The following is a 20,458-nucleotide window of genomic DNA, read 5'->3' on the forward strand; positions in this document are numbered from 1 at the left end:
TCTGCGCCCCTCCTACTCTTTCAGACCCGAGTGTGCCATCGTCTGAAGCACCATTCGCTGCGTTACAACGAAGACAACAATCGTCGGGATAATCATTAACAAGCTCGCTGCGCCGAGCGTACCGACTCGGGCGATCACACCAACACCGCCACTAAGCGTAAGCACTGCGAACGGCAGCGTCTTCATATCATCGTCAGTCGTGTATACCTGAGCCGGATGCGGATCATTCCATGCCGCGATGAAGCTCAGCAGTGCGAAAGTCGAAATAGCAGGCTTCAGCATCGGCATAACGACTGCCCAGAATACTCTCCACTCGGATGCACCGTCCATCCGCGCTGCTTCCAGCAACGCGTCCGGCAATTGACGCAGGAACTGCGTCATCAGGAACATCCCGGTAGGCGCTGCCACGAACGGCAGGATGAGTGCCCAATACGTATTGATCAGGTGCAGCTTACTGATGAGCAAATATTGTGGAATTTGCACAACCAGCGGCGAGAACATGAGCGCAAGGACAATCATGTTAAAAATAAAGCTGCCGAAACGCATTTTGTGTTTAGCCAGCGGATAAGCTGCCATCGCGGAAATAATGACGCCGAAGACGACGATACAGCCGCTGACAAAAATACTATTAAAGATGTAACGGGAGAACGGTACGGACGTCGTCCCCGTAATGAGCAGCAAATCCCGGAAGTTCATCAATGTCGGGTTTTTCACGAAGAAGCGCGGCGGGAATAAGAACAGCTCGCTCGTCGGCTTGAACGCGTTGGAAATCATATAAATCAGAGGCAATAGCATCAGTACGCCGAGTGCCGTAAGAAACAGATACAGCACGATGCCGCCCCAATCGATTCTTCTGCCTTTCACAGTGCCAGTCATCGTGGTATCAGTCCTTTCCTAGCCATTTGAATATGAGACGATTGATACCGATCATCATGGCGAACAAGACGACTGCAATCGCTGCTGCATAGCCCATCTCGAACTTAATGAACGCATAATCGTACATATGGGTCATGATTGTATGGCCTGCGTACAGCGGAGACGGCAAGCCTACGAGCTGCAGACTGACGTCGAAGACAGTCAGCGAGCTAACGATCTGCAGTACGGCACCGAACAGCAACTGCGGCTTAACGGCTGGAATCGTAATGTAGAAGAGCTGCTGCCACCGGAAACGAATACCGTCGATCGATCCTGCTTCATACAGATCTTTTGGCACGTTCTGCAGGCCGGCGAGGAACGCTAGGAAGCCTACGCCCATCGACATCCAGAGCGATACGATGATAATAACAGGCACGATGGAATGAATATTTTGCAGGAAAAGATAAGGTTCGTCGATAATGCCAAGCTTCATTGCATAGTAGTTCAGCAAACCTTTGCGGTCGCCTGCGAACAAATACAGCCACACAACGGCCATTGCAGTCGCACTTGTAATAGACGGCGTATAGAAGCAAAGCGTATAGAAGAACCGGTATTTGATCGGAATTTGGCTGATCAGCCATGCCAGAATGAAAGACATGGCATAGCCTACCGGGCCTGTAATGAAAGCGAACTTCAGCGTAATGCCGACGGCTTTCAAGAAGATGTCGTCGTCTACGAACAGCAGCTTGTAGTTGGACAAGCCGATGAACTTAGCCGGTTCCATCATGTTGTAATACGTAAAGCTCATGCCGATCGAAGTCAATACGGGCAGAACCGTAAAGACAAAGAATAAAATTAAGAAAGGCGCAAGAAACATCCATGAAATGCGGTCTCTCTTCAAGTCGCTCCATAGAACGGCCAATTTGCCAGGCTTGCGAAGGCTGACCTTAGTCTGCTCGTTCAGAGCAGGCGATGATTGCGTTGTCATGGTTTGTCGCCTCCTTTCCCTTGATCCATTGCAGTGACACTAGCTGCGCTCGTTGCCGAGCTGGACGAATCTTTGGTTTCGTCCAACCCGAACTCCTCGCGTTTCTTACGCAGCTCTTTGTTGATCGAGCGAACGCCCTCTTCCACTGCTTCGCGCGTAATCTTACCGTTCAGAACAACCTCGTTCCAGATGTTTGCAATGTGACGAGTCGTGTAGTAGCCGCCGATAACGACCTCGCGTTCTTTGAACCAGTTCCATTGCTCCATGATGGCATTGATGTCTGAAGTCGACCAAGGCATTTCTTTGAGCGCCTCGATGTTCGCTGTATTCCAACGAGCTTCTACGCCGAGCAGCGATTCGAGCTCTGAGCCGAATCTCTCTTGCGTGTCTGCACTCGTCCACCATTTGAGGAAGTCCCACGATTGATCTTTCATATCCGTGCTCTTGAAAATGATGCCCGTCTGTGCCAGACCGCCAGTCGAACGGTTGATTTGCCCATCCGCTTGCTTAATGCCTGGCATCGGCTTCATTCCCCACCAGCCAGTCAGCTCTGGAGCCGCTGTCGACAACAGGACGTAAGTCGAGTAATCCGCAACCCCGATTGGCATTTCGCCAGAACGGAAGCGATTGTAGAAGTCAGCTTGCTTCTGGATCTTGTAGTTCGTGAACAATCCCGTCCACATCTTGAATGCATTGAGCGCTTCTGGGCTGTCCAGGTTCGATTTCTTACCGTTGTCCTTATAGAACTCACCGTTCTGTTGGAACAGGAATGGCGCGAACTCGTTGATCGCCAGCGCCGGGTTATTCGGCGAGTGCGGATAATAGAAGTCCATGCCGTTCTGCTGCAGAACAGGGATCATGTTCATAACTTCTTCCCATGTATCTGGGATGTCCTTTTCTGAATAGCCGAGCTGCTCCATAATATCTTTGCGGTAGAACAACATGTTGAAGTTCTGATTCTCCGGAAGAGCGAAGCTGCCGCCATTGTACTGATATGGAATCAATGCTCCTGGACGGAAACGAGCCGCGACATCGTCATAATCCGAGAAATCTTTCAAGTTAACGAGACCATTACGAACGGCATAATCGATTGGCACTTCCGCATCGACGCCAAGCGCTACGTCAGGTGCGATGCCGGACGTATTCGCAAGCAGGAGCACCTGCGAGTTGTTCGCCGGAATAACGTTCACGTTAACCTTAATGCCTGTGCTAGGCGTGAAATCTTCATCGATCATCTGTTTAATAATGTCGACCCAATCGCGACCGCGGGCGATCCATACTTCAAGCACTTTCTCGCCTTTGTACGAGTTGCCTACGTTGCTGTAGTCCTTCGTGAACGATGTGAAGAAGTCGTAAGCCATCGTTCCCGTACGTGTAAGCCAGCCCGCCGCTGGACGCGGCCACTTCTGCTCCGGCGATTTGACGATGAGATAGTCGAGCACCATGCTCTGCTTCGTCAATCCGCTCACCCACGTACCCAGCGACGACTGCAAGTCCGTAAACTGATTCATACGCGCTGGTATCGACTTCGTATCGTTAGCCATACTGAGCAGCACATCGCGAGCCTCGTACAGCGTACTAACTTCGGAGCTGCCTTGGTTTACGCCAAGCGCATACAAGCCTTGAATAACGTCGTCAAAATGCTTCGCCATCAATTGCAAACGAGGTACCAGGTTTACAATGTTGCGCTCCAGCGTCCAGTCGCCGTTAACGTCAGGGTTCGTACCCGTTACTTGGATAACCTCACGACCGATAAGAGACATTTTGCGAATCGTATTCGTTACCGTCTCGAGCAGCGGTCCAAGCGCTCCGACCTGCACTTCCATGCGGATCGTGTGCTTGCCCTTCTCGAGGTAGAACAGATAAGGATCGCTGTCATCCTTCGCGCCGAACTTGGAGATTTGCCATTCCGATTTGTACGGGAACGTCATTTCATTCATTTCTTTGAATGGGAACTTGCCGTCGATCGTAATCGAACGCTGAACGGGAATACCATTCAAGAACCATTGTCCATAGCGGGCACCAATCTCGTATAGGCCGCTCTCAGGCACTTCGACATCCCACTGCGCCCATTGACCGCCCGTACGCCAGCTTGCTCCGCCGAACGCATTAAGTGCAATTGCATCCTTATTGAAAGGCTCCGTATCCGGCTCGCGGTCTTCAATCCGTTTGAGCGTTGGGTCCGAACGAAGCGTCGCTTCTTCTGCCTGCACTTTGATCAAAATGTTGCTGACTGGCTTATAGCCTTGTTCAGCATATTGCTTCTGAACATCTGCATATGTGGGAAGATGCTCAGGAGCAAATATGTAAACGGCTCCGATGGCACCGGGCTCACGAATGTTGCCGATCCGAATCGTATGTTTGCCTTTCGTCAAGTAATAACGAAACGGATCATACGACTTGCCTTCCGAATCTTTGAATGCACGGTTCTGCCAACCGAAAACCTCTTCCCTTCGAGGGTTGAATTCGTTGCCTTGATTGTCCTTCCAGGTTTCCCCGGTTTCTTGCCACATACGTTGAAACTCAAGCTTCTTGGATTGATAGAACGGATAACTGCCGTCCACCTGTACGCTTCTTACGATTGAAGAACGTTTGCCTTCCATTGCGTAGTAATCCATCGACATTTGATAGAAACCTTCCGCTGGAACATCAAACGTATATTCAACCCAGCTTTCTTCATCTTCAAGCGCCACAACATTACCTTGGCGGTCACCTAATTGATCCAGCTTCTTTGCACCTTCGTTGCTAATTGCCGAGTAATCAGCACCATTCAACGCCAGCGAGAAATCTTCTGCATCCTTAACGTCTTGCTTGACGAGATCATCGTAGTAATCTTGATACGATGCCTCCAACTTGCTGCCCCCGTCTTCCAGCACCGAACTTTCATCGACGCCGCTCAAATCCGGCAAGCCTGCAAGCGCTTGATCATCATAACCTCTCGTACCGTTCCACCAAATGAAAAATCCGATCAGTGCAATTACGACAACGATCGTTACCTTAAACCTTTTCAGCCAACGAAACACCAAGGAGCACCCCCTTGCCAAATGAACTCTTGCGATTAACCTTCTGATTCGGCGCATCGTATACGATAAAAAAATACTTAACGTAGTCACCCAAGGATGAGCGACCACTTTTATTGTCGTTTTTATCGCCATATTGGAAAGCTCATTTCATCAGCATCCCGGAAATGAGAGCTTTCCAATGTGGCAAAAACAACCGAATCATCCCAAGAAGCAGGATGATTCGGAGTTAAACCAATGAATTAGCCTTGCAGCTGTTTCAGCAGCTTGTCTTTCTCTGGCTTAAGTTTCTTCTCGATGTTCTCTTGCGCTTTTGCAATCGCCGTTTTGGAGTCAACGTTTTTGTCGATTGCGTTAAGAACTTCGCCAACCCACAGCGGCCATGCAAGACCGTCAAGCGTCGTGTAACGGCGTACAGGAATCGAATCCGTCAGGGACGAGTAGAATGCGAAGTCGGATTGACCGCCGAGGTACTCATTCACATGGTTTTTGTACCAGTCGAGCGACGTGATGTTCTTCCAGTCCGGTTGAACCGATTGCTCAACTTCGATTTTCCATGCTGCTTCGGAAGTCGTGATCCACTCAGCGAATGCGAATGCTGCTTCTTTGTTTTGGCTTTGCGCAGGAATGACGAACGTCGAACCGCCCATGCCCCACTCCAGACCCCATGGCGCTTTCGTCGTTTTCCATTTGCCCTTCAGGTCAGGGAAGTTAGCCGCCAGGTCACGAGCGCCGTATGTACCAGCTACGTACATAACGGATTCACCCTTCTTAACGCGCTGCTTGCCTTTGTCGCTGTAGAGACCGTCATGTGGAGCGATTTTCAATTGCGTTACTTTCTTCGAGATATCGAGGAACTTAACGAATTCGTCCGTGTTACGAACCCAGTTCAGATCTTTGTCATAGTAGCCAAGCATGTCGCCGAGCCAGTGAACGGGTGAATCGCGCCATTCCATGGAGTACTTGTTGTTTGCTTTGAGCGTTTGCGCGAGCGTGAAGAACTGATCTGGATCTTGGATGTATTCACCCAGTTCGTCCGGATCGGAAGGCAGACCGAGTTCTTCGAAGATGTCCGAACGGTAGTATGTAACCGCTGGCGTTACGTCCCACGGCATGCCGAGCAATTGCGTACCGTCGATCGAGGACCAGCGGTTCCAGTTGTACTCGGATACGTAATCTTTATATTTACCTGCATCAAAAGGTTGTTCGAGGAGGTTCGTCAGAACGCCGCCCGTGCTGTAGCGCGGGAATTGACCTTGTTCTACGAGTGCAACGTCAGGAGCACCTTTGCCTGCAGCCAATGTCGTTTGCAGTTTGTTGTGCAGATCGTCGAATGGTACGAATACCGTTTTGAGCTTGATGTTAGGGTAAGCTGCGTTAAATGCTTTCGTCAGCGCTTCATCGTTCTTCTTATTATCGAGGAACGTCCAGAACGTTACTTCGCCGGAGATGTTAGGATCGATCGAAGATTTAGGGAACGTCATGTCGGAAGAGTTGCCTTCCGTCGTTTTTACGTCAGCATCCGCTTCAGGATCTGCAGCCGCATCATCCGTTTTTGTATCCGTACCGGTCGTATCCGCTGCTTGCGTATCTGCCTTCGTATCAGTCTTCGTATCATCCGATTTACTTCCGCCGTTGGAGCAAGCCGACAGCACGAGCGCCGCCGCTGACACAAGAACAAAAGATTTCATCCATTTACTCATTGTAGAACCCTCCTTTTTTTATCCAACCCAGTGAGCAATGCTTAAAGAAACCGTTTACATTACCATTCAAAACAAGTATTCTAAAGTTACCCAGATCGGTGGCCTAGCATTGAATCGCAACCCAACTTGTAAGTTTCGATATGACTCTTCGCTGCCGTTCATACTTGCGTACCTGTGGTTCGCATCATATGAGCACTTGATCCGTGTCAGTACCGCCCCCTCAGCTTAGTTTAACAATTATATTAAGTTGTTAACTAATTTGTTACATTGTTTATTTTACCACGTATGAGTGCGTTTTCAAGTACCTAAATAGCGAAAATCGAAAAATTAATTTATATATTTATGACGGAGTTAACTTCAATGTGAAACATGGACACCTAGCTCCCTATTTCACATTTATATAAACTAGAGAAAGAATCCGCTCCAATGCCCATAACGGCGCAGAAGAACGGATTCTTTCTTTATCTTCTATTCTATTAATATAGCTATTACTAGGCTCCCGAGGTTCTACGGTCAATTGAAATCCATACAAGGCCCGCAGCCATCAGTACGGCTCCGCCCATCTGCCACAACGAAATTCCTTCGTCGAACATGATATAGCCCGCTGCTACTGCTGTAGCGGGAACGACATACCGGAAGAAGTTCGAGCGGGCCGCGCCGACGCGGTACATGGCAGCATTCCATACAATGAAGGACAAGACCGTACATATTAATACATTATATAAGGTAACGCTATATTCCTTAATGCCAAGTTCACTCCATGCAACCTCACCCCATGCCCCAATCGTCAATGGAAACATAAACAATGCTCCAAACGTAATGAACCAGGTACTTACACGCAGCGCTGAATACGTACGCATCAGCGGCATACAGGAGAGATTAAACAACGCCCCGATTAAGCTGATCGAGAACGCCATCAGGTTCCCTTTCATATTCTCGGATGACAGGCTGAAGCCTTCAGACCCGCCGAGTATGACGAGGCAGACACCTGCAATCGCAATGATTCCGCCAACCGCTAATCTCCGCGTTAACGATTCCTTCGTGAACAGCGGTGCGAATAACGCTGCGAATATCGGCCATGGAGCCACATTCAGAAGCGAGGCATTCGCAAGCGTCGTATATTTAATTGAATACATAACGATAATTTCAAGAAGCGTGACGCCGAATAGCCCGATTAATGCCAGCTGCAGCGCTGCTCGGAGCGGTATCCCAACATTGCCTTCCTTCCAATATAATATGGCGAAGAAACAGGGTACTGCTAAACCAAAGCGTAAAAAAGCAAATAAGATCGGATCAAACGTTTCCATCGCAATACGCGAGAAGCCGAAATTAGCTCCCCATATAGCAGCTACTGCCGCTAGTCCAACATAAGCCCATCTTTTGTTCGCCATAATTGAAGTTCCAGCCTGCTCTCTGTCTCGAAATGAGGTCGTCTCCGGCCATGAATACTGGACGGATATCCGAACCAATCATACGCTCGCGCCATAGCGGCTGTAAAGTGGAGCTTTTCGCTAATAATTCGTTGAATGTTTCACTTTTCCTGACCAATTAACCGCATATCGACCTACACCCCCTTACACTCGCATTGTCCGAACTGCGCAATTTTTGCTATAGTATTATGAAAGATACTTATAATAAACATAGAAGGATTGTGATGGAACCCAATGGGCAGTACAGGCTTAAATCTGTTGTTGGTCGCTGTATTAATTGCATTGACCGCATTCTTCGTCGCTACCGAGTTCGCAATTATCAGAATTCGTAGTAGCCGCGTCGATCAATTAGTACAAGAGGGCCGCAACAATGCATTAGCCGTTCAACGCGTAACAAGCAACTTGGACGGATATCTTTCCGCCTGCCAGCTCGGTATTACGATTACAGCGCTCGGATTAGGTTGGCTCGGTGAACCAACGGTCGAGCAAATGCTGTTACCGCTGTTTGATGCATGGAATATGAACAGTGAAGCATCGCATATTGTTTCATTCCTTATCGCATTTGTAACCATCACGTTCCTCCACGTTGTAGTTGGCGAGCTAGCGCCTAAGACTTGGGCCATTCAAAAGGCGGAATTCATCAGCCTCGCGGTTGCCAAGCCGATTATCTGGTTCCACAAGGTTCTGTATCCTTTCATCTGGCTGTTAAACGGTTCAGCGAATATGCTTATCCGTCTGTTCGGTCTTAAGCCCGCGAAGGAACATGAGGAAGCCCACAGCGAAGAAGAGATTCAGATCATTCTCGAGGACAGCTTCCAGAGCGGCAAAATTAATAATACGGAATATGGCTACGTTAGCCGAATATTCGCTTTCGACGAAATGCTGGCCAAAGAAATCATGGTGCCACGTACCGATATGATCTGCTTGTTCACAAGCAAGTCAATCGATGACAATATGGCGGTCATCCGCCGCGAGCAGTATACCCGCTTCCCGATTGCCTTCGACAGCAAAGACCAAATCATTGGTATGATCAACACGAAGCAGCTGTTCCTTCAGCAGCAGGAAGGCGAACCGACTAACTTCGAGAAGCTGATCCGCCCTGTTATGACCGTACCGGAAGTTATGCCTGTTAAGACGCTTCTTCGTAAAATGCAGCAGGAACGCATGCATATCGCGATTCTGATGGATGAATACGGCGGCACATCGGGTATGATAACGATTGAGGACATTCTTGAGATTATCGTTGGCGAGATTCGCGACGAATTCGATGCGGACGAACGCAGAGACATTGAGAAGTTGGCAGACAACTGTTACTTGCTCGATGGCAAAGTATCGCTCGATGAGTTGGGCCATCTGATTGGCGAAGATTTAACGCATGAAGAAGTCGACACCGTCGGCGGCTGGCTGTACAACGAAATTCAAGATCCGAAGCCTAACAAACAGTTCGTGCACGACAATTTGCGGTTTATTATCCGTGAGGTCGGCAAACATCGTATTAAGAAAATCGAACTTATTATAGAAAATAATAACGACGAAGCGCTCATTGCTGAGCCCAGCGTCGTCTAACCAGCACAAGATAGCCCCGAGGCCATTATGGCCTCGGGGCTTTGTCTTATTGCTTGAACAGCTTCTTGTACTCGCCGTACCCTTCTGCTTCAAGCTGGCCAACGGGAATGAACCGCAGCGCAGCTGAATTGATGCAGTACCGCAGACCGCCGAGGTCGCGCGGGCCGTCCTCGAATACATGGCCAAGATGCGAATCCGCCACTTGGCTGCGGACTTCCGTGCGCACCATCCCGTGCGTCACATCCAGCACCTCTTCAACAGCGGTCGCTTGCAGCGGCTTCGTGAAGCTTGGCCAGCCGCAGCCGGAGTCGAATTTGTCCAACGAGCTGAACAACGGCTCCCCGGAGACGATATCGACGTAGAGACCCGCTTCCTTGTGATCCCAGAACTCATTGCGGAACGGCGGCTCCGTCGCGCTGTTCTGCGTTACTTCGTACTGCGCCGGCGTCAGCCGCTTGCGCAGGCTCGCCTCATCCTCGCGATGCTTCCAGTGCTGCGTGATGAAGGCGTCGCGCCCTGAGCCTTTACGGTACATTTTGTAACGGAGCGGTTGTTTCTTATGGTAATCTTGATGATAATCCTCTGCTGCATAGAAGGGCGCCGCTGGCTCCACCGAGACAACAATCGGACGATCAAACCGGCCGCTCGTCTCGAGCTCCTGCTTCGAGCTTTCAGCCAATTGACGCTGCGTTTCATTATGATAGAAAATAGCTGGCCGATACGAGTCTCCCCGATCGTGGAATTGTCCGCCGCTATCCGTTGGATCAATCTGACGCCAGAAAATTTCGAGCAGCTTCTCGTAAGGGAACTGTTCGGGATCGAACGTAATCTGAACCGCTTCTGTATGTCCTGTGCCGCCTCGGCATACTTCCTCGTAGGTCGGATTAACCGTCGATCCTCCCGTATAGCCGGAAATAACACTTATAATGCCTGGCATCTCCTCGAACGGCTTCACCATGCACCAGAAGCATCCTCCTGCGAATGTAGCCTGTTCTGAACGCTGTTCACTCATTTCGATGCAGCTCCTTTCTTCTCCAACATACTTGACTGCTTCGATTATACTGCAACAACGCGCCGTGAACAAATTCAAACAAAAAGCCCAATGCGCCCAATCCTATCATTTTTTTTGTTACAATATAATGACACTCGCAACTATTGCGAGGGGCTTATTCGTCTTACTAGAGAACGCACGCACGTCCGTTCACTTGCGAAATTGCCTAATATCTGCACAAGAGGTGAACGAAAATGGAAACACCGATTCAAACCGCATCACAAACAGCCCGCTCGACAGGACGCTCCGCACAACGCCGCAGCAATCGCGCCTTTATCGTCTTCGTCATTCTATGGGTAATGCTGATTGGCGCAGGAATTGCAGGAGCCAAGCTGTATTCCGACCATCTGACCAGTTCGATGACAGCCGACATTAATAGACAGACGAACGTGAAGCTTACAGCCATGCAGAAGCAATACGATGAACGACTGCAAGCTGCCGAGTCGAGCTATAAGAGTGAGATCGCCGCGCTTCAAGGCAAGATTGATGCCCTTAACGAGCTGCTGACCTTCACGAAGGACAATGCAAGCGCCAAGACGGACAACAGCAACAAGCTGTTCACGCAGCTTAGCGAAGTGAAGAAACAGCTCGAAGAGCTGAAGAAAAACCTGGACGTGCTCAAATGATTAGGCCCGTCAAAGTGCTCAACCGTTCGATGGTGCTGGCAAGTGCGCCGTTTATCGGCATTCTGATCTGGCTGCTGACCTATCAAGCGACGATTATCATTTCCGAACAGGTCATGCCGGAACCAACGATCCTTGAATCAACAGCATCCAGTGTTGAAGAGACAGCTGCCGATCTAGATACCGCAGCCGAACTGGCCCAAGCTACGCAGGCATCCATTAAGAAGCAAGTGACGCTGTACAATAAGACGAATGCAAATATTCAATTAATTGCAGAGTCAGCTTCGAGTCAGACGAACCGGCCGCGCATTATTTATGACCGCCGCATAACGACCAAGCTAGGCAGTGTCTCGGGCACGATCCAATCGGACAAAATTCGGGCGCAGCTGTTCTCCGTTCATGCGCAGAACTTCAATGGTTACGCCCTGAAGGTGAAGCTCGGCAGCAAAGATGCGATGAAGATGGTACTCGGCAACGATGAATTCGGTTCATCGGAGACGACAATGTCCGCTGTCAAACGCTACAACGCCATTGCAGGCGTGAATGCCGGCGGTTTCGCCGACGGTCATGGCAAACGTTATCCGCTCAGTACAACCGTCATGAACGGCGAATATATTGGCGGCTTCGAGCCGTCGTTCGCGAACCTGTTCTTCGTCGGCTTGAGCGAAGACAATAAGCTGATTGGCGGCAACTTCTCCAGCCGAGAGCAGCTGGATTCGCTAAAGCCGCGCTTCGGCGCTTCCTTCGTTCCCGTTCTGCTGAAAGACGGTCGGTCGCTGCAGATCCCGACCAAGTGGCAGGTGAGCCCGAAACGCGCGCCGCGTACCGTTATCGCCAACTATAAGGACGACCAGCTCTTATTCCTTGTAATTGACGGCTACAACGAGAACGGCAGCTCTGGCGCCACGCTTGAGGAACTGCAAATTTTGCTCAAACGATTCGGTGCGGTGGATGCATACAATCTCGATGGCGGCGGCTCCTCCTCGCTTATTTTCAACGGGCGTGTCGTCAATAGTCCTTCGGATGGTAAGCTTCGTTCGCTGCCAACGCACTTCCTATTCTTCAAGTAATCAAGGTACATAGAAGCAGCTGCCTGGGGGGGTCCGTCTACGGATCTATACCTATCTGCACCTGCTTCTTTTTGTTCTGCATAATGAACTTGTTTCATTCAACCCCGCTCCCTATTTGCCAGCCTAGACAATATGCGCTACCCTAGTACTGGCTAGTACTGGATATAGGCAAGGAGGCCTCTTATGTATCGAATTATGATTATCGAAGACGATGACAAGATCGCTTCAATTCTGCAGCAATATATAGAACGTTATGGCTATGAGGTCGTCCGCGCGACGCGATTCCGCGAGCTCAAGCAAGAATACGTCGAATCCAGTCCTCATCTTGTGCTGCTCGATATTAACCTGCCGCACTTCGATGGCTTCTATTGGTGCCGCCAGATCCGAACCGTCTCCAATGTACCGATTATTTTCTTATCGGCGCGCGTCGGCGATATGGATCAGGTCATGGCGATCGAGAATGGCGGGGACGACTATATGACGAAGCCATTTCATCTGGATGTCGTGATGGCGAAAATCAAAAGCGCGCTCCGTCGAGCCTATGGCGAATACGCAGCTCCCGCTCAGAGCAGCGACGAGCTGTCAGCGGGCGGCCTGACGCTGGACCAAGCCCGTAACATCGTGGAATGGAAAGGCCGCCAAGCTGATCTCTCCCGCAACGAGACGCTGCTGCTCGGCTCACTGCTCGCGAAAGCAGGACGAATCGTAAGCCGGGACGATCTGCTCGAAGCGCTGTGGGATAATGTCCATTTCGTCGATGACAATACGCTGACCGTTAACGTTACGCGTGTTCGCAAGAAGCTTGAAGAGCTTGGTCTGCCCAAAGCGATCGAGACCGTACGCGGTCAGGGCTACCGCTTGGACCTGTCGCAGGTTGATTGAAGCTTCATCCGCATCTATTGAAATTGCTATAAGGAGTGAACTGAACCGATATGCCCCGCTTTCAGGTACCGCGTCATTCGCCATCGCCCAATCATGAAGCCGAATCTCCAGTCAGAAGACTGTTCACATTCCGCTCGTTTGTTCTAGACAGACTTCCTTATATCGTTGCCTTCTACATTGCACTTTTCTTCGCCATGCTCGTGCTGACGCTGGATCTTCAGCATGGCCGCTATATGCCAGCCCTTAGCAACCTGTTGTACATCGTGCTGCTCGCTACCGTGGTGCTCCTCGGCTGGATCGCATGGGACTACGCACGCCAGCGTCCATACTATCGGCAGGTTGCCGACATGAACGCATCGGACAAGCCGACGGCTCTGTCGATCATGAGCGTGCAAGGTGGCGTCACACGTGAGCAGATAGCTGTGCAGCAGCTGTTAGAGAAGCAGCATAAAGCGTCCGCAGACGAGCTCGCCGATTACCGCAGGCAGCGTGAGCAGCATTTGCATTTTACGAATCAGTGGGTTCATCATATGAAAACGCCAGTGTCGGTTATCGACCTCCTCCTGCAGCAAGCCGCCGAAGAAGATGCTCAAGGCTCCGAAGAGGATATCCATGCACTGCGCAGCAGTATGCATGAGGAACTGGAACGTATATCCCGCGGTCTCGAAATGATGCTGCATACGGCGAGGCTGGATCAATTCCGCATGGATGTCCGCATCGACCGCGTCTCGCTGCTTCCGCTGGTCCGTGAAACGATCAACAGCCATAAGAAAGCATGCATTCGTGCATCGATCTTCCCGCGTGTTGAGGGCAGCGATGTGTTCGTCGAGACCGATGCGAAATGGCTGGCTTTCGTACTGAACCAATTCATGACGAACGCAATCAAATATTCTAAAGACAAACCGGGCAGCAAAACCCTTCAGTTCACCGTATCATCATCTCTGCCTGATGGTCGCTGCTCCTTGTCGGTGACGGACGCAGGCATCGGCATTGCCGAGCACGATCTTCCGCGCGTATTCGACCCCTTCTTCACCGGCGAGAACGGCAGGCTGGTCGAGGAATCGACCGGCATGGGATTGTATCTCGCACGGGAAGTGTGCAGCCGTCTTGGTCACGATCTCGCGATCGAATCGGAGCTGGGAATCGGGACGACGATTACCGTTTATTTTCACAATGGCGCCATTCATCAAGGGCTCTTCTCGTAAGCCTCTCTGTAAGCTTGGGATAGGAAGGTGACAAATTTGTAAGGTTCTCGCGGCCGATTGAAAGGTAAATCAATGGGGTCTCCCTCCTCGCTCGCTTATACTGTGAACATAGCTGCTGTTACGGCAACGCATAATAGAGATCTAATGGAGGGATTCACAATGAGCGTACTGAAAGCCCAGGGGCTTACGAAAGTATACGGATCAAAAGGTAAAATGCTGTACCGTGCATTAAACGATATTCATCTCGATATTCAGAAAGGCGAGTTCGTTGGGGTCATGGGCCCGTCGGGAAGCGGCAAAACAACGCTGCTTAACATTCTCGCCACGATCGATAAACCAACGTCCGGCAAGGTGGAGATCGACGGCATCGATCCAACCGTGTTGAATGAGAAGAAACTGGCCTTGTTCCGTAGACGCGAGCTCGGTTTTATATTCCAAGATTTCAATCTGCTCGATACGCTGTCGATCAAGGAGAACATTATACTGCCGCTTGTGCTCGACAAAACGAACATTAAAGAAATTGAGAAGCGCGTACAGCAGAGCGCAGAATTGCTCGGCATAAGCGCCATTCTCGACAAACGGACCTATGAGGTGTCCGGCGGTCAGAAACAGCGGGCGGCCATCGCGCGGGCAATGATTCATCAGCCGGCTATTCTGCTGGCCGATGAGCTAACAGGCAACCTTGATTCGAAGGCAGCCAAGGATGTCATGGACTCGTTGCGAGACTTGAACGAACAGATGGGCGCAACCATTATGATGGTTACGCATGACCCTTTTGCCGCAAGCTATTGCAAGCGTATCGTGTTTATCAAGGACGGATCGTTCTTCTCGGAAATTCGGCGGGGTACGAATCGGCAGGCATTCTTCCAGCAAATTCTCGATTCGCTGAGCGTGTTGGGAGGGAACTTCGATGAACTTTCGACAGTTCGCAATTAAGAATGTCCGCGGCAACTGGCATCAATATGTCGCTTATTTCTTAAGCAGCGTATTCTCGGTCATGATTTTCTTCATCTATGCCGCATTCATCTTCCACCCGGACGTTATCAATGGCCATATCTATATGGGCAAAGGCGTTCGTACCGGCATGATGTTCTGTGAATATATTATCGTTATTTTCTCATTCTTCTTCATCCTGTACTCGATGTCAGCGTTTCTTAAGTCGCGAAAGAAGGAGTTCGGCCTGCTCTCCCTATTCGGCATGACGAGGGGCCAGATGCGCAAGATGGTGCTGTATGAGAGCATCGCCACTTCAGTACTTGCAATCGGAGCAGGCATTGCGCTAGGCGCCTTGTTCCTGAAGCTGTTCTTAATGGCGCTGTCCGAGATACTCGACTTGGCAGATCCAATTCGGTTCCTTATTCCGGGTAAGGCATTGCTTCTGACAGCAGCCGGCTTCTTCGTATTGTTCCTGATCATTACGCTCTTCACGTTGTTCCAAGTCGGTAGAAGCCAGATTATCGATCTGTTGAAAGCTTCGAAGAAACCGAAGTCGCCTCCTCTTGCATCGATCTGGCTCGTGCTGCTGTCGGTGCTGTGCTTGGGCGTAGGCTACTATATGGCGTACACGATGACGTTAATGAACGCTATTGTCTATATGCTTCCTGTCGTCGGCCTGGTCGTTGTCGGTACGTTCTTCCTGTTCACGCAGGCTAGCATCATCGTCTTCCGCTGGCTGCAGCGCAGGAAAGGCATTTACTACAAACAGACGAACTTGATGACCATTGCCCAGCTTGTATTCAAAATGAAGGACAATGCCCGTATCCTGTTCACCGTGTCTGTCATGAGCGCCGTTATTCTTACCGCATCGGGTACGTTCTATGTATTCTTCCTCGCCTCGAAGGAACAGCAGATGGACATGCTGCCGCAGTCGATCAGCTTCTACGAGAAAGGATTAAATACACATGAAGTGATCGATCCGGATAAAGTACGGAGCATTCTCAAAGAAGACAAAGTAGAACTCAATTATGAAGTGAAGCTTGTCGGGGCAGAAGCGAAGCTGCCAGCCTCCGGTCGAAGCGCCAAAACGACGAGCGCATTGATCGTATCCGAGGATGACTATAACAAATACGGTCAGGAACTTCACCGAGGGCGGCCTATTCTGGAGGTCGATCCCGGACATGCGGTATACATCATTCCGTATAAGGAAGTAACATCTCCTCTGACTGAGATCGGCAAGCCGCTTCCTGTAAAGGTCGAAGGCAATAGCAGCGATTTGACGATAACGGTAGACAAACAAGTTAGCGGAGGAGCTATAGCTTACCCGAGAGGTACAGCGACCGAGCTGCTCGTTCTAGATAACGCTCAATATGAAGAGTTAATACAGGCTGTACCAGACGATATGAAAACAGTCGTATACGGCTTCGAGATGAAGAACTGGACGGCGCAGGGTGACACCGCCGCTAAGATCGAGAAGCTAGTTCCAGAAGATAAGCAGAATCAATTCGATAACCGTGTTTCACTCTACTTGGCAACGAAGCAATCCATGGGACTTACCTTATTCATTGGCCTGTTCATCAGCGTTCTGTTCTTCATCGCCTCCGGCAGCATGATTTACTTCAAGCTGTTCACGGAGCTTGATGAGGACCGCGAACAGTTCCGTTCGCTCAATCGGATCGGAATGACGCTAGGCGAAATTCGCCGCACGGTAACGATGCAGATCGCGATCATCTTCTTCGTGCCATGCGTCGTCGGTATCGTGCATACGATGTTCGCTATGAAGGCGCTTGGCAACCTGCTCTCGACAAGTGCAATGCAGTATTCGCTAGTGGTCGTCGGTATCTATATCGTCATGCAGAGCCTTTATTTCTTCGCTGCGAGACGTTCTTATTTGAACCGGATTATTCAAAGCTTTACGCGCTAGCAGAATACAGCTTGCACATGGAAAGCCCCCGCGACAGATAGATTGTCGCGGGGGCTTTTGCTATCGGCAATACTTTATTAGTGGTTAACCATCATGATTGGCTTCTCGACGCCTTCACCTGCAGCGGCGCCTTCTTGCGGCTTAGGACGGCTGAGCAAGAAGCCGATCAAGACACCTGCTGCGCCGACCCAGATGAGAATCGCGAACGTATCCGAGAATGCATCTACAGGCATCGGATCCGTCATCGGATTGTACTGCGGATTGTAGTCGCCAACCTTGTTCATCAGAATCGTCGTCAGAATCGCAATTGCGAACGACGTTACGACTTGTTGGAGTGCAGCCGTAAGCGAAGTGACGCGGCCTACGAGGTGCGCAGGTGAAGCTTGAATAATATGTGTATTCAATGGCATCATCGACAAGCCCATACCTGCTCCGAGCATGCCAAGCGGAAGAATGTATTCGTATTGGCTCGCGCCAGCATCAATCCCCGTCAGCAGGAAGGCTGCGATCGATACAATAAGCATACCCGCAACAACGAGTGGGCGAGCGCCTATTTTATCGAACAGCTTACCGCCAAGCGGCATGAAGATCGTCGACGCGATTGCCATCGGCAGCATCAAGATACCAGTCTTCAGGGCGCCATAGCCGTGCGATTGTTGAAGCAGGAGCGGAATGAGGAACATCGTGCCGAAGAGCGCAACTTGCGATACCCACTGCACGATAATCCCTTTCGTAAAGTTGCCCGAACGGAAAACGCGTAGCTCAAGCAGCGGTTGTTTGCGATTAAGCTCAACAATAATGAAGATGATGAGCGATACGCCGCCAACGATAATGCCTGTCAGCGTCTTCGCCGACGTCCAAGAAGTACCGCCCTCGGAAAGACCATAAGCGAGTGCTGCGAATGCAAGCGGACCGAAAACCATACCCAAGAAATCAAGCGTAGGAACTTGCTGGCGGTCAATCGCCGGCAATGTCTTCAGACCGATCAGAACAGCGACAACGCCGATCGGCAGGTTAATCAAGAAAATCCAATGCCACGAAGCATCTTCAATCAGCCAGCCGCCAACAATTGGGCCGAGCGCTGGGGCGAGAAGCATCGGGATACCGATCATACCCATGACAGCGCCGACTTTGCCCGGAGGCGCCAGACGATATGTGAATGCCATTGCGATCGGAGCAACCATACCGCCGCCGATACCTTGAAGGATACGATAAGCGATCAGCTGTTCAACCGAACCTGCCAGTGCACAGAGACCGGAACCAACTGTGAATAGGAAAACAGAGATGAGGAAAATATTTTTGGCGCCAAAACGGTCCGACAACCAACCGGCCAGCGGAATAACCGCAGCCTGCGCGAGCGCGTAACCCATGACCGTCCACTGCACCGTGCTAAGTGACGATTCGAAATCCTTCACGAGACCCGGAACCGCGACGTTCATTGCGGTACCGTCAAGAATGACCATGAACATGCCGACAATAATTGCGAGCAGGGGGGCGAGAATAGCTGTAATCGGCTGATCTGCCTTGCTTGGTACTGCACTTGCCATTTACTCCACTCCTTTTTTCTCTAGTTCTGAAATTTGACCTGCTGACAACAATCGGGTTACAATAAAACCATTAAAACCTGACAGTTTGCAAGGAGCTTCAGAATGACTTGGTGAAGAATGCGGACAATTGTCCGCTTAATGCTTCATTTGAATAATAGCGGACAATTGTCCGTTTGTCAATGTGACCCAAGGAAGGAGAATGAACGATGGTGACGCCTAAGCGAAAGGACGCTCAACAGCTGACAGAGCTGATTTTGGAAACGGCGCGCGATTTGTTCACTCAGTATGGCGTTGACACCGTCAGCATGCACCAGATTGCGAAGACAGCAGGTGTCGGTCAAGCCACGATGTACCGTCGCTATGCCCAGAAGGGCGATCTGTGTCTTGAGCTTATTGACGATCAATTCGGCCGGCTTCGCGCAGAAATCGATGGACAGCTAGAGCAGCTTGCCGATGCGCCAGTACTAGAGCGATTGATTGCAGTGTTCCGCCGCATCATCATGTTCACGCATAACGAGGCATCGCTGCTCAAGGCGATTCATGTCTCGCTTGTCCAATCACGCTGCCTGAACGACGATGCGCAGCAGTTTTTCTGTTCGCAACCGTATTTATATTTGCATGGTACGCTTACCAGCCTGCTGAAGGAAGCGATGGATAGCGGTCAGACCGTATCCTTCGACCCTGCGTTTACGGCACATATTATGATCGCTGCACTCGCGCCGCATACGCTTCAGCATCTGAGCGACCGTTATGGATATACGACAGACGATATTATCGATCAGCTCATATGCACGTTAATTCGTCCGCTGTTCCATTCATTTGAGTAAGCCTAGTCGACCAGCGACCAGCGACTAAGTTCGACATTAGCAGACCTGCAACAGGACCTGCGCCCTCCTCCTGCTGATTCATTGACGCTTCTATGGCATCAGCTGATAATGGAATAGGTGAAGTCAACCATTCCCAGAGGAGTGATATCATGTCGAGAAAAATCCTGATTCTGACAGGCGACGCAGCAGAAGTGCTCGAAGTGTACTATCCTGTTTTCCGAGTTGCTGAAGAAGGATATGAACCGGTCATCGCTGCTCCACAGAAGAAAGTTCTGAACACGGTATGTCACGATTTCATTGAAGGCTGGGACACTTACACGGAGAAGCCTGCACATCGTCTTGCGGCAGATATTGCATTCGCAGACGTTGATCCAACCGAATATGCAGGCATTATTATTCCAGGTGGAAGAGCACCGGAATTTATTCGCAATGATAAGGATCTTCCGCGGATCGTTCGTCATTTTCTCGAGGAGGACAAGCCAGTCGGCGCAATTTGCCACGGTGCGCAGGTGTTCCTCGCCCTTAATGACAACAGCTTATTCCAGGGCCGTACGATTTCTGCTTACAACGCGTGCCGTCTCGAGGTTGAACGGCTTGGCGCCATCTATCCAGAAGAGACGCTTTATGTTGACGGCAATATCGTCTCCGGTCACGCATGGCCGGATCTGCCGGGCTTCATGCGCGAGTTTCTGAAAGCGGTACGCAACAGCGAAGCATCGTCAGACAAAGCTGAAGAAGCTTCCGCAATCTAATCCTAATTATAACGACAAGAGCGCTACTCGATTGAGTGGCGCTCTTATTTGTGCTGCAGCATCTTTCATTTCCTTCTCA

General features: G+C 50.5%; 16 protein-coding genes. 9 read left to right on the forward strand and 7 right to left on the reverse strand.

What is annotated here, in order from left to right; all coding sequences use genetic code 11:
* Positions 1-12: 12 nt before the first annotated feature.
* The 5 genes from H8B09_RS28300 to H8B09_RS28320 form a co-directional block, all read right to left on the reverse strand.
* Positions 13-876: a carbohydrate ABC transporter permease gene (locus H8B09_RS28300; RefSeq protein ID WP_191206939.1), complete on the reverse strand. Its 864-nt coding sequence runs from the start codon at positions 874-876 to the stop codon at positions 13-15.
* A 7-nt stretch (positions 877-883) separates the two neighbouring features.
* Positions 884-1,843, reverse strand: a complete 960-nt coding sequence (locus H8B09_RS28305; protein ID WP_191206940.1) for a carbohydrate ABC transporter permease — start codon at positions 1,841-1,843, stop codon at positions 884-886.
* Positions 1,840-4,866 carry an extracellular solute-binding protein gene (locus H8B09_RS31145; RefSeq protein WP_191206941.1) on the reverse strand — a complete coding sequence of 1,009 codons (3,027 nt, stop codon included), beginning with the start codon at positions 4,864-4,866 and terminating at the stop codon, positions 1,840-1,842. The genes H8B09_RS28305 and H8B09_RS31145 overlap by 4 nt, the downstream gene beginning before the upstream one ends.
* 239 nt (positions 4,867-5,105) lie before the next feature.
* On the reverse strand, positions 5,106-6,566 hold the full coding sequence (locus H8B09_RS28315; protein WP_191206942.1) for an ABC transporter substrate-binding protein: 1,461 nt from the start codon (positions 6,564-6,566) through the stop codon (positions 5,106-5,108).
* 491 nt (positions 6,567-7,057) lie between these two features.
* Positions 7,058-7,957, reverse strand: a complete 900-nt coding sequence (locus H8B09_RS28320; RefSeq protein WP_191206943.1) for a DMT family transporter — start codon at positions 7,955-7,957, stop codon at positions 7,058-7,060.
* Positions 7,958-8,230: 273 nt separating this feature from the next.
* On the opposite strand from H8B09_RS28320, the gene H8B09_RS28325 reads away from it, so the two are divergent.
* Positions 8,231-9,562: a hemolysin family protein gene (locus H8B09_RS28325; RefSeq protein WP_191206944.1), complete on the forward strand. Its 1,332-nt coding sequence runs from the start codon at positions 8,231-8,233 to the stop codon at positions 9,560-9,562.
* A gap of 46 nt (positions 9,563-9,608) precedes the next feature.
* Here the strand turns inward: H8B09_RS28325 and msrA are convergent, their stop codons facing one another.
* Positions 9,609-10,574, reverse strand: coding sequence for a peptide-methionine (S)-S-oxide reductase MsrA (gene msrA, locus H8B09_RS28330; protein WP_191206945.1), 966 nt, complete (start codon positions 10,572-10,574; stop codon positions 9,609-9,611).
* Positions 10,575-10,807: 233 nt separating this feature from the next.
* Here msrA and H8B09_RS28335 point away from each other — a divergent pair, with 233 nt between their 5' ends.
* The 6 genes from H8B09_RS28335 to H8B09_RS28360 all read left to right on the forward strand — a co-directional run bounded on the left by H8B09_RS28335 (position 10,808) and on the right by H8B09_RS28360 (position 17,253).
* Positions 10,808-11,239 carry a hypothetical protein gene (locus tag H8B09_RS28335; protein ID WP_191206946.1) on the forward strand — a complete coding sequence of 144 codons (432 nt, stop codon included), beginning with the start codon at positions 10,808-10,810 and terminating at the stop codon, positions 11,237-11,239.
* Positions 11,236-12,306 carry a phosphodiester glycosidase family protein gene (locus H8B09_RS28340; RefSeq protein WP_191206947.1) on the forward strand — a complete coding sequence of 357 codons (1,071 nt, stop codon included), beginning with the start codon at positions 11,236-11,238 and terminating at the stop codon, positions 12,304-12,306. Before H8B09_RS28335 ends, H8B09_RS28340 begins: the two co-directional genes overlap by 4 nt.
* A gap of 183 nt (positions 12,307-12,489) precedes the next feature.
* Complete coding sequence (locus H8B09_RS28345; protein WP_191206948.1) at positions 12,490-13,188, forward strand: response regulator transcription factor; 699 nt, start codon at positions 12,490-12,492, stop codon at positions 13,186-13,188.
* Positions 13,189-13,238: 50 nt separating this feature from the next.
* On the forward strand, positions 13,239-14,393 hold the full coding sequence (locus tag H8B09_RS28350; RefSeq protein ID WP_191206949.1) for a sensor histidine kinase: 1,155 nt from the start codon (positions 13,239-13,241) through the stop codon (positions 14,391-14,393).
* Positions 14,394-14,552: 159 nt separating this feature from the next.
* Positions 14,553-15,329, forward strand: a complete 777-nt coding sequence (locus H8B09_RS28355) for an ABC transporter ATP-binding protein (RefSeq protein ID WP_191206950.1) — start codon at positions 14,553-14,555, stop codon at positions 15,327-15,329.
* On the forward strand, positions 15,304-17,253 hold the full coding sequence (locus tag H8B09_RS28360) for an ABC transporter permease (protein WP_191206951.1): 1,950 nt from the start codon (positions 15,304-15,306) through the stop codon (positions 17,251-17,253). Before H8B09_RS28355 ends, H8B09_RS28360 begins: the two co-directional genes overlap by 26 nt.
* A gap of 77 nt (positions 17,254-17,330) precedes the next feature.
* On the opposite strand, the gene H8B09_RS28365 is transcribed toward H8B09_RS28360, so the two are convergent.
* Positions 17,331-18,800 carry a DHA2 family efflux MFS transporter permease subunit gene (locus H8B09_RS28365; RefSeq protein ID WP_191206952.1) on the reverse strand — a complete coding sequence of 490 codons (1,470 nt, stop codon included), beginning with the start codon at positions 18,798-18,800 and terminating at the stop codon, positions 17,331-17,333.
* A 206-nt stretch (positions 18,801-19,006) separates the two neighbouring features.
* On the opposite strand from H8B09_RS28365, the gene H8B09_RS28370 reads away from it, so the two are divergent.
* A complete protein-coding gene (locus tag H8B09_RS28370) occupies positions 19,007-19,627 on the forward strand; it encodes a TetR/AcrR family transcriptional regulator (protein WP_191206953.1) in 621 nt (206 codons plus the stop codon).
* Between the two features lie 149 nt (positions 19,628-19,776).
* Positions 19,777-20,379 (forward strand): DJ-1/PfpI family protein, encoded by a 603-nt coding sequence (locus H8B09_RS28375; protein ID WP_191206954.1) that lies wholly within the window; start codon positions 19,777-19,779, stop codon positions 20,377-20,379.
* The last annotated feature ends 79 nt before the right edge of the window (positions 20,380-20,458 follow it).

Origin of the sequence: Paenibacillus terricola, assembly GCF_014779765.1 — a bacterium.
Taxonomy (GTDB): Bacteria; Bacillota; Bacilli; order Paenibacillales; family Paenibacillaceae; genus Paenibacillus_T; species Paenibacillus_T terricola.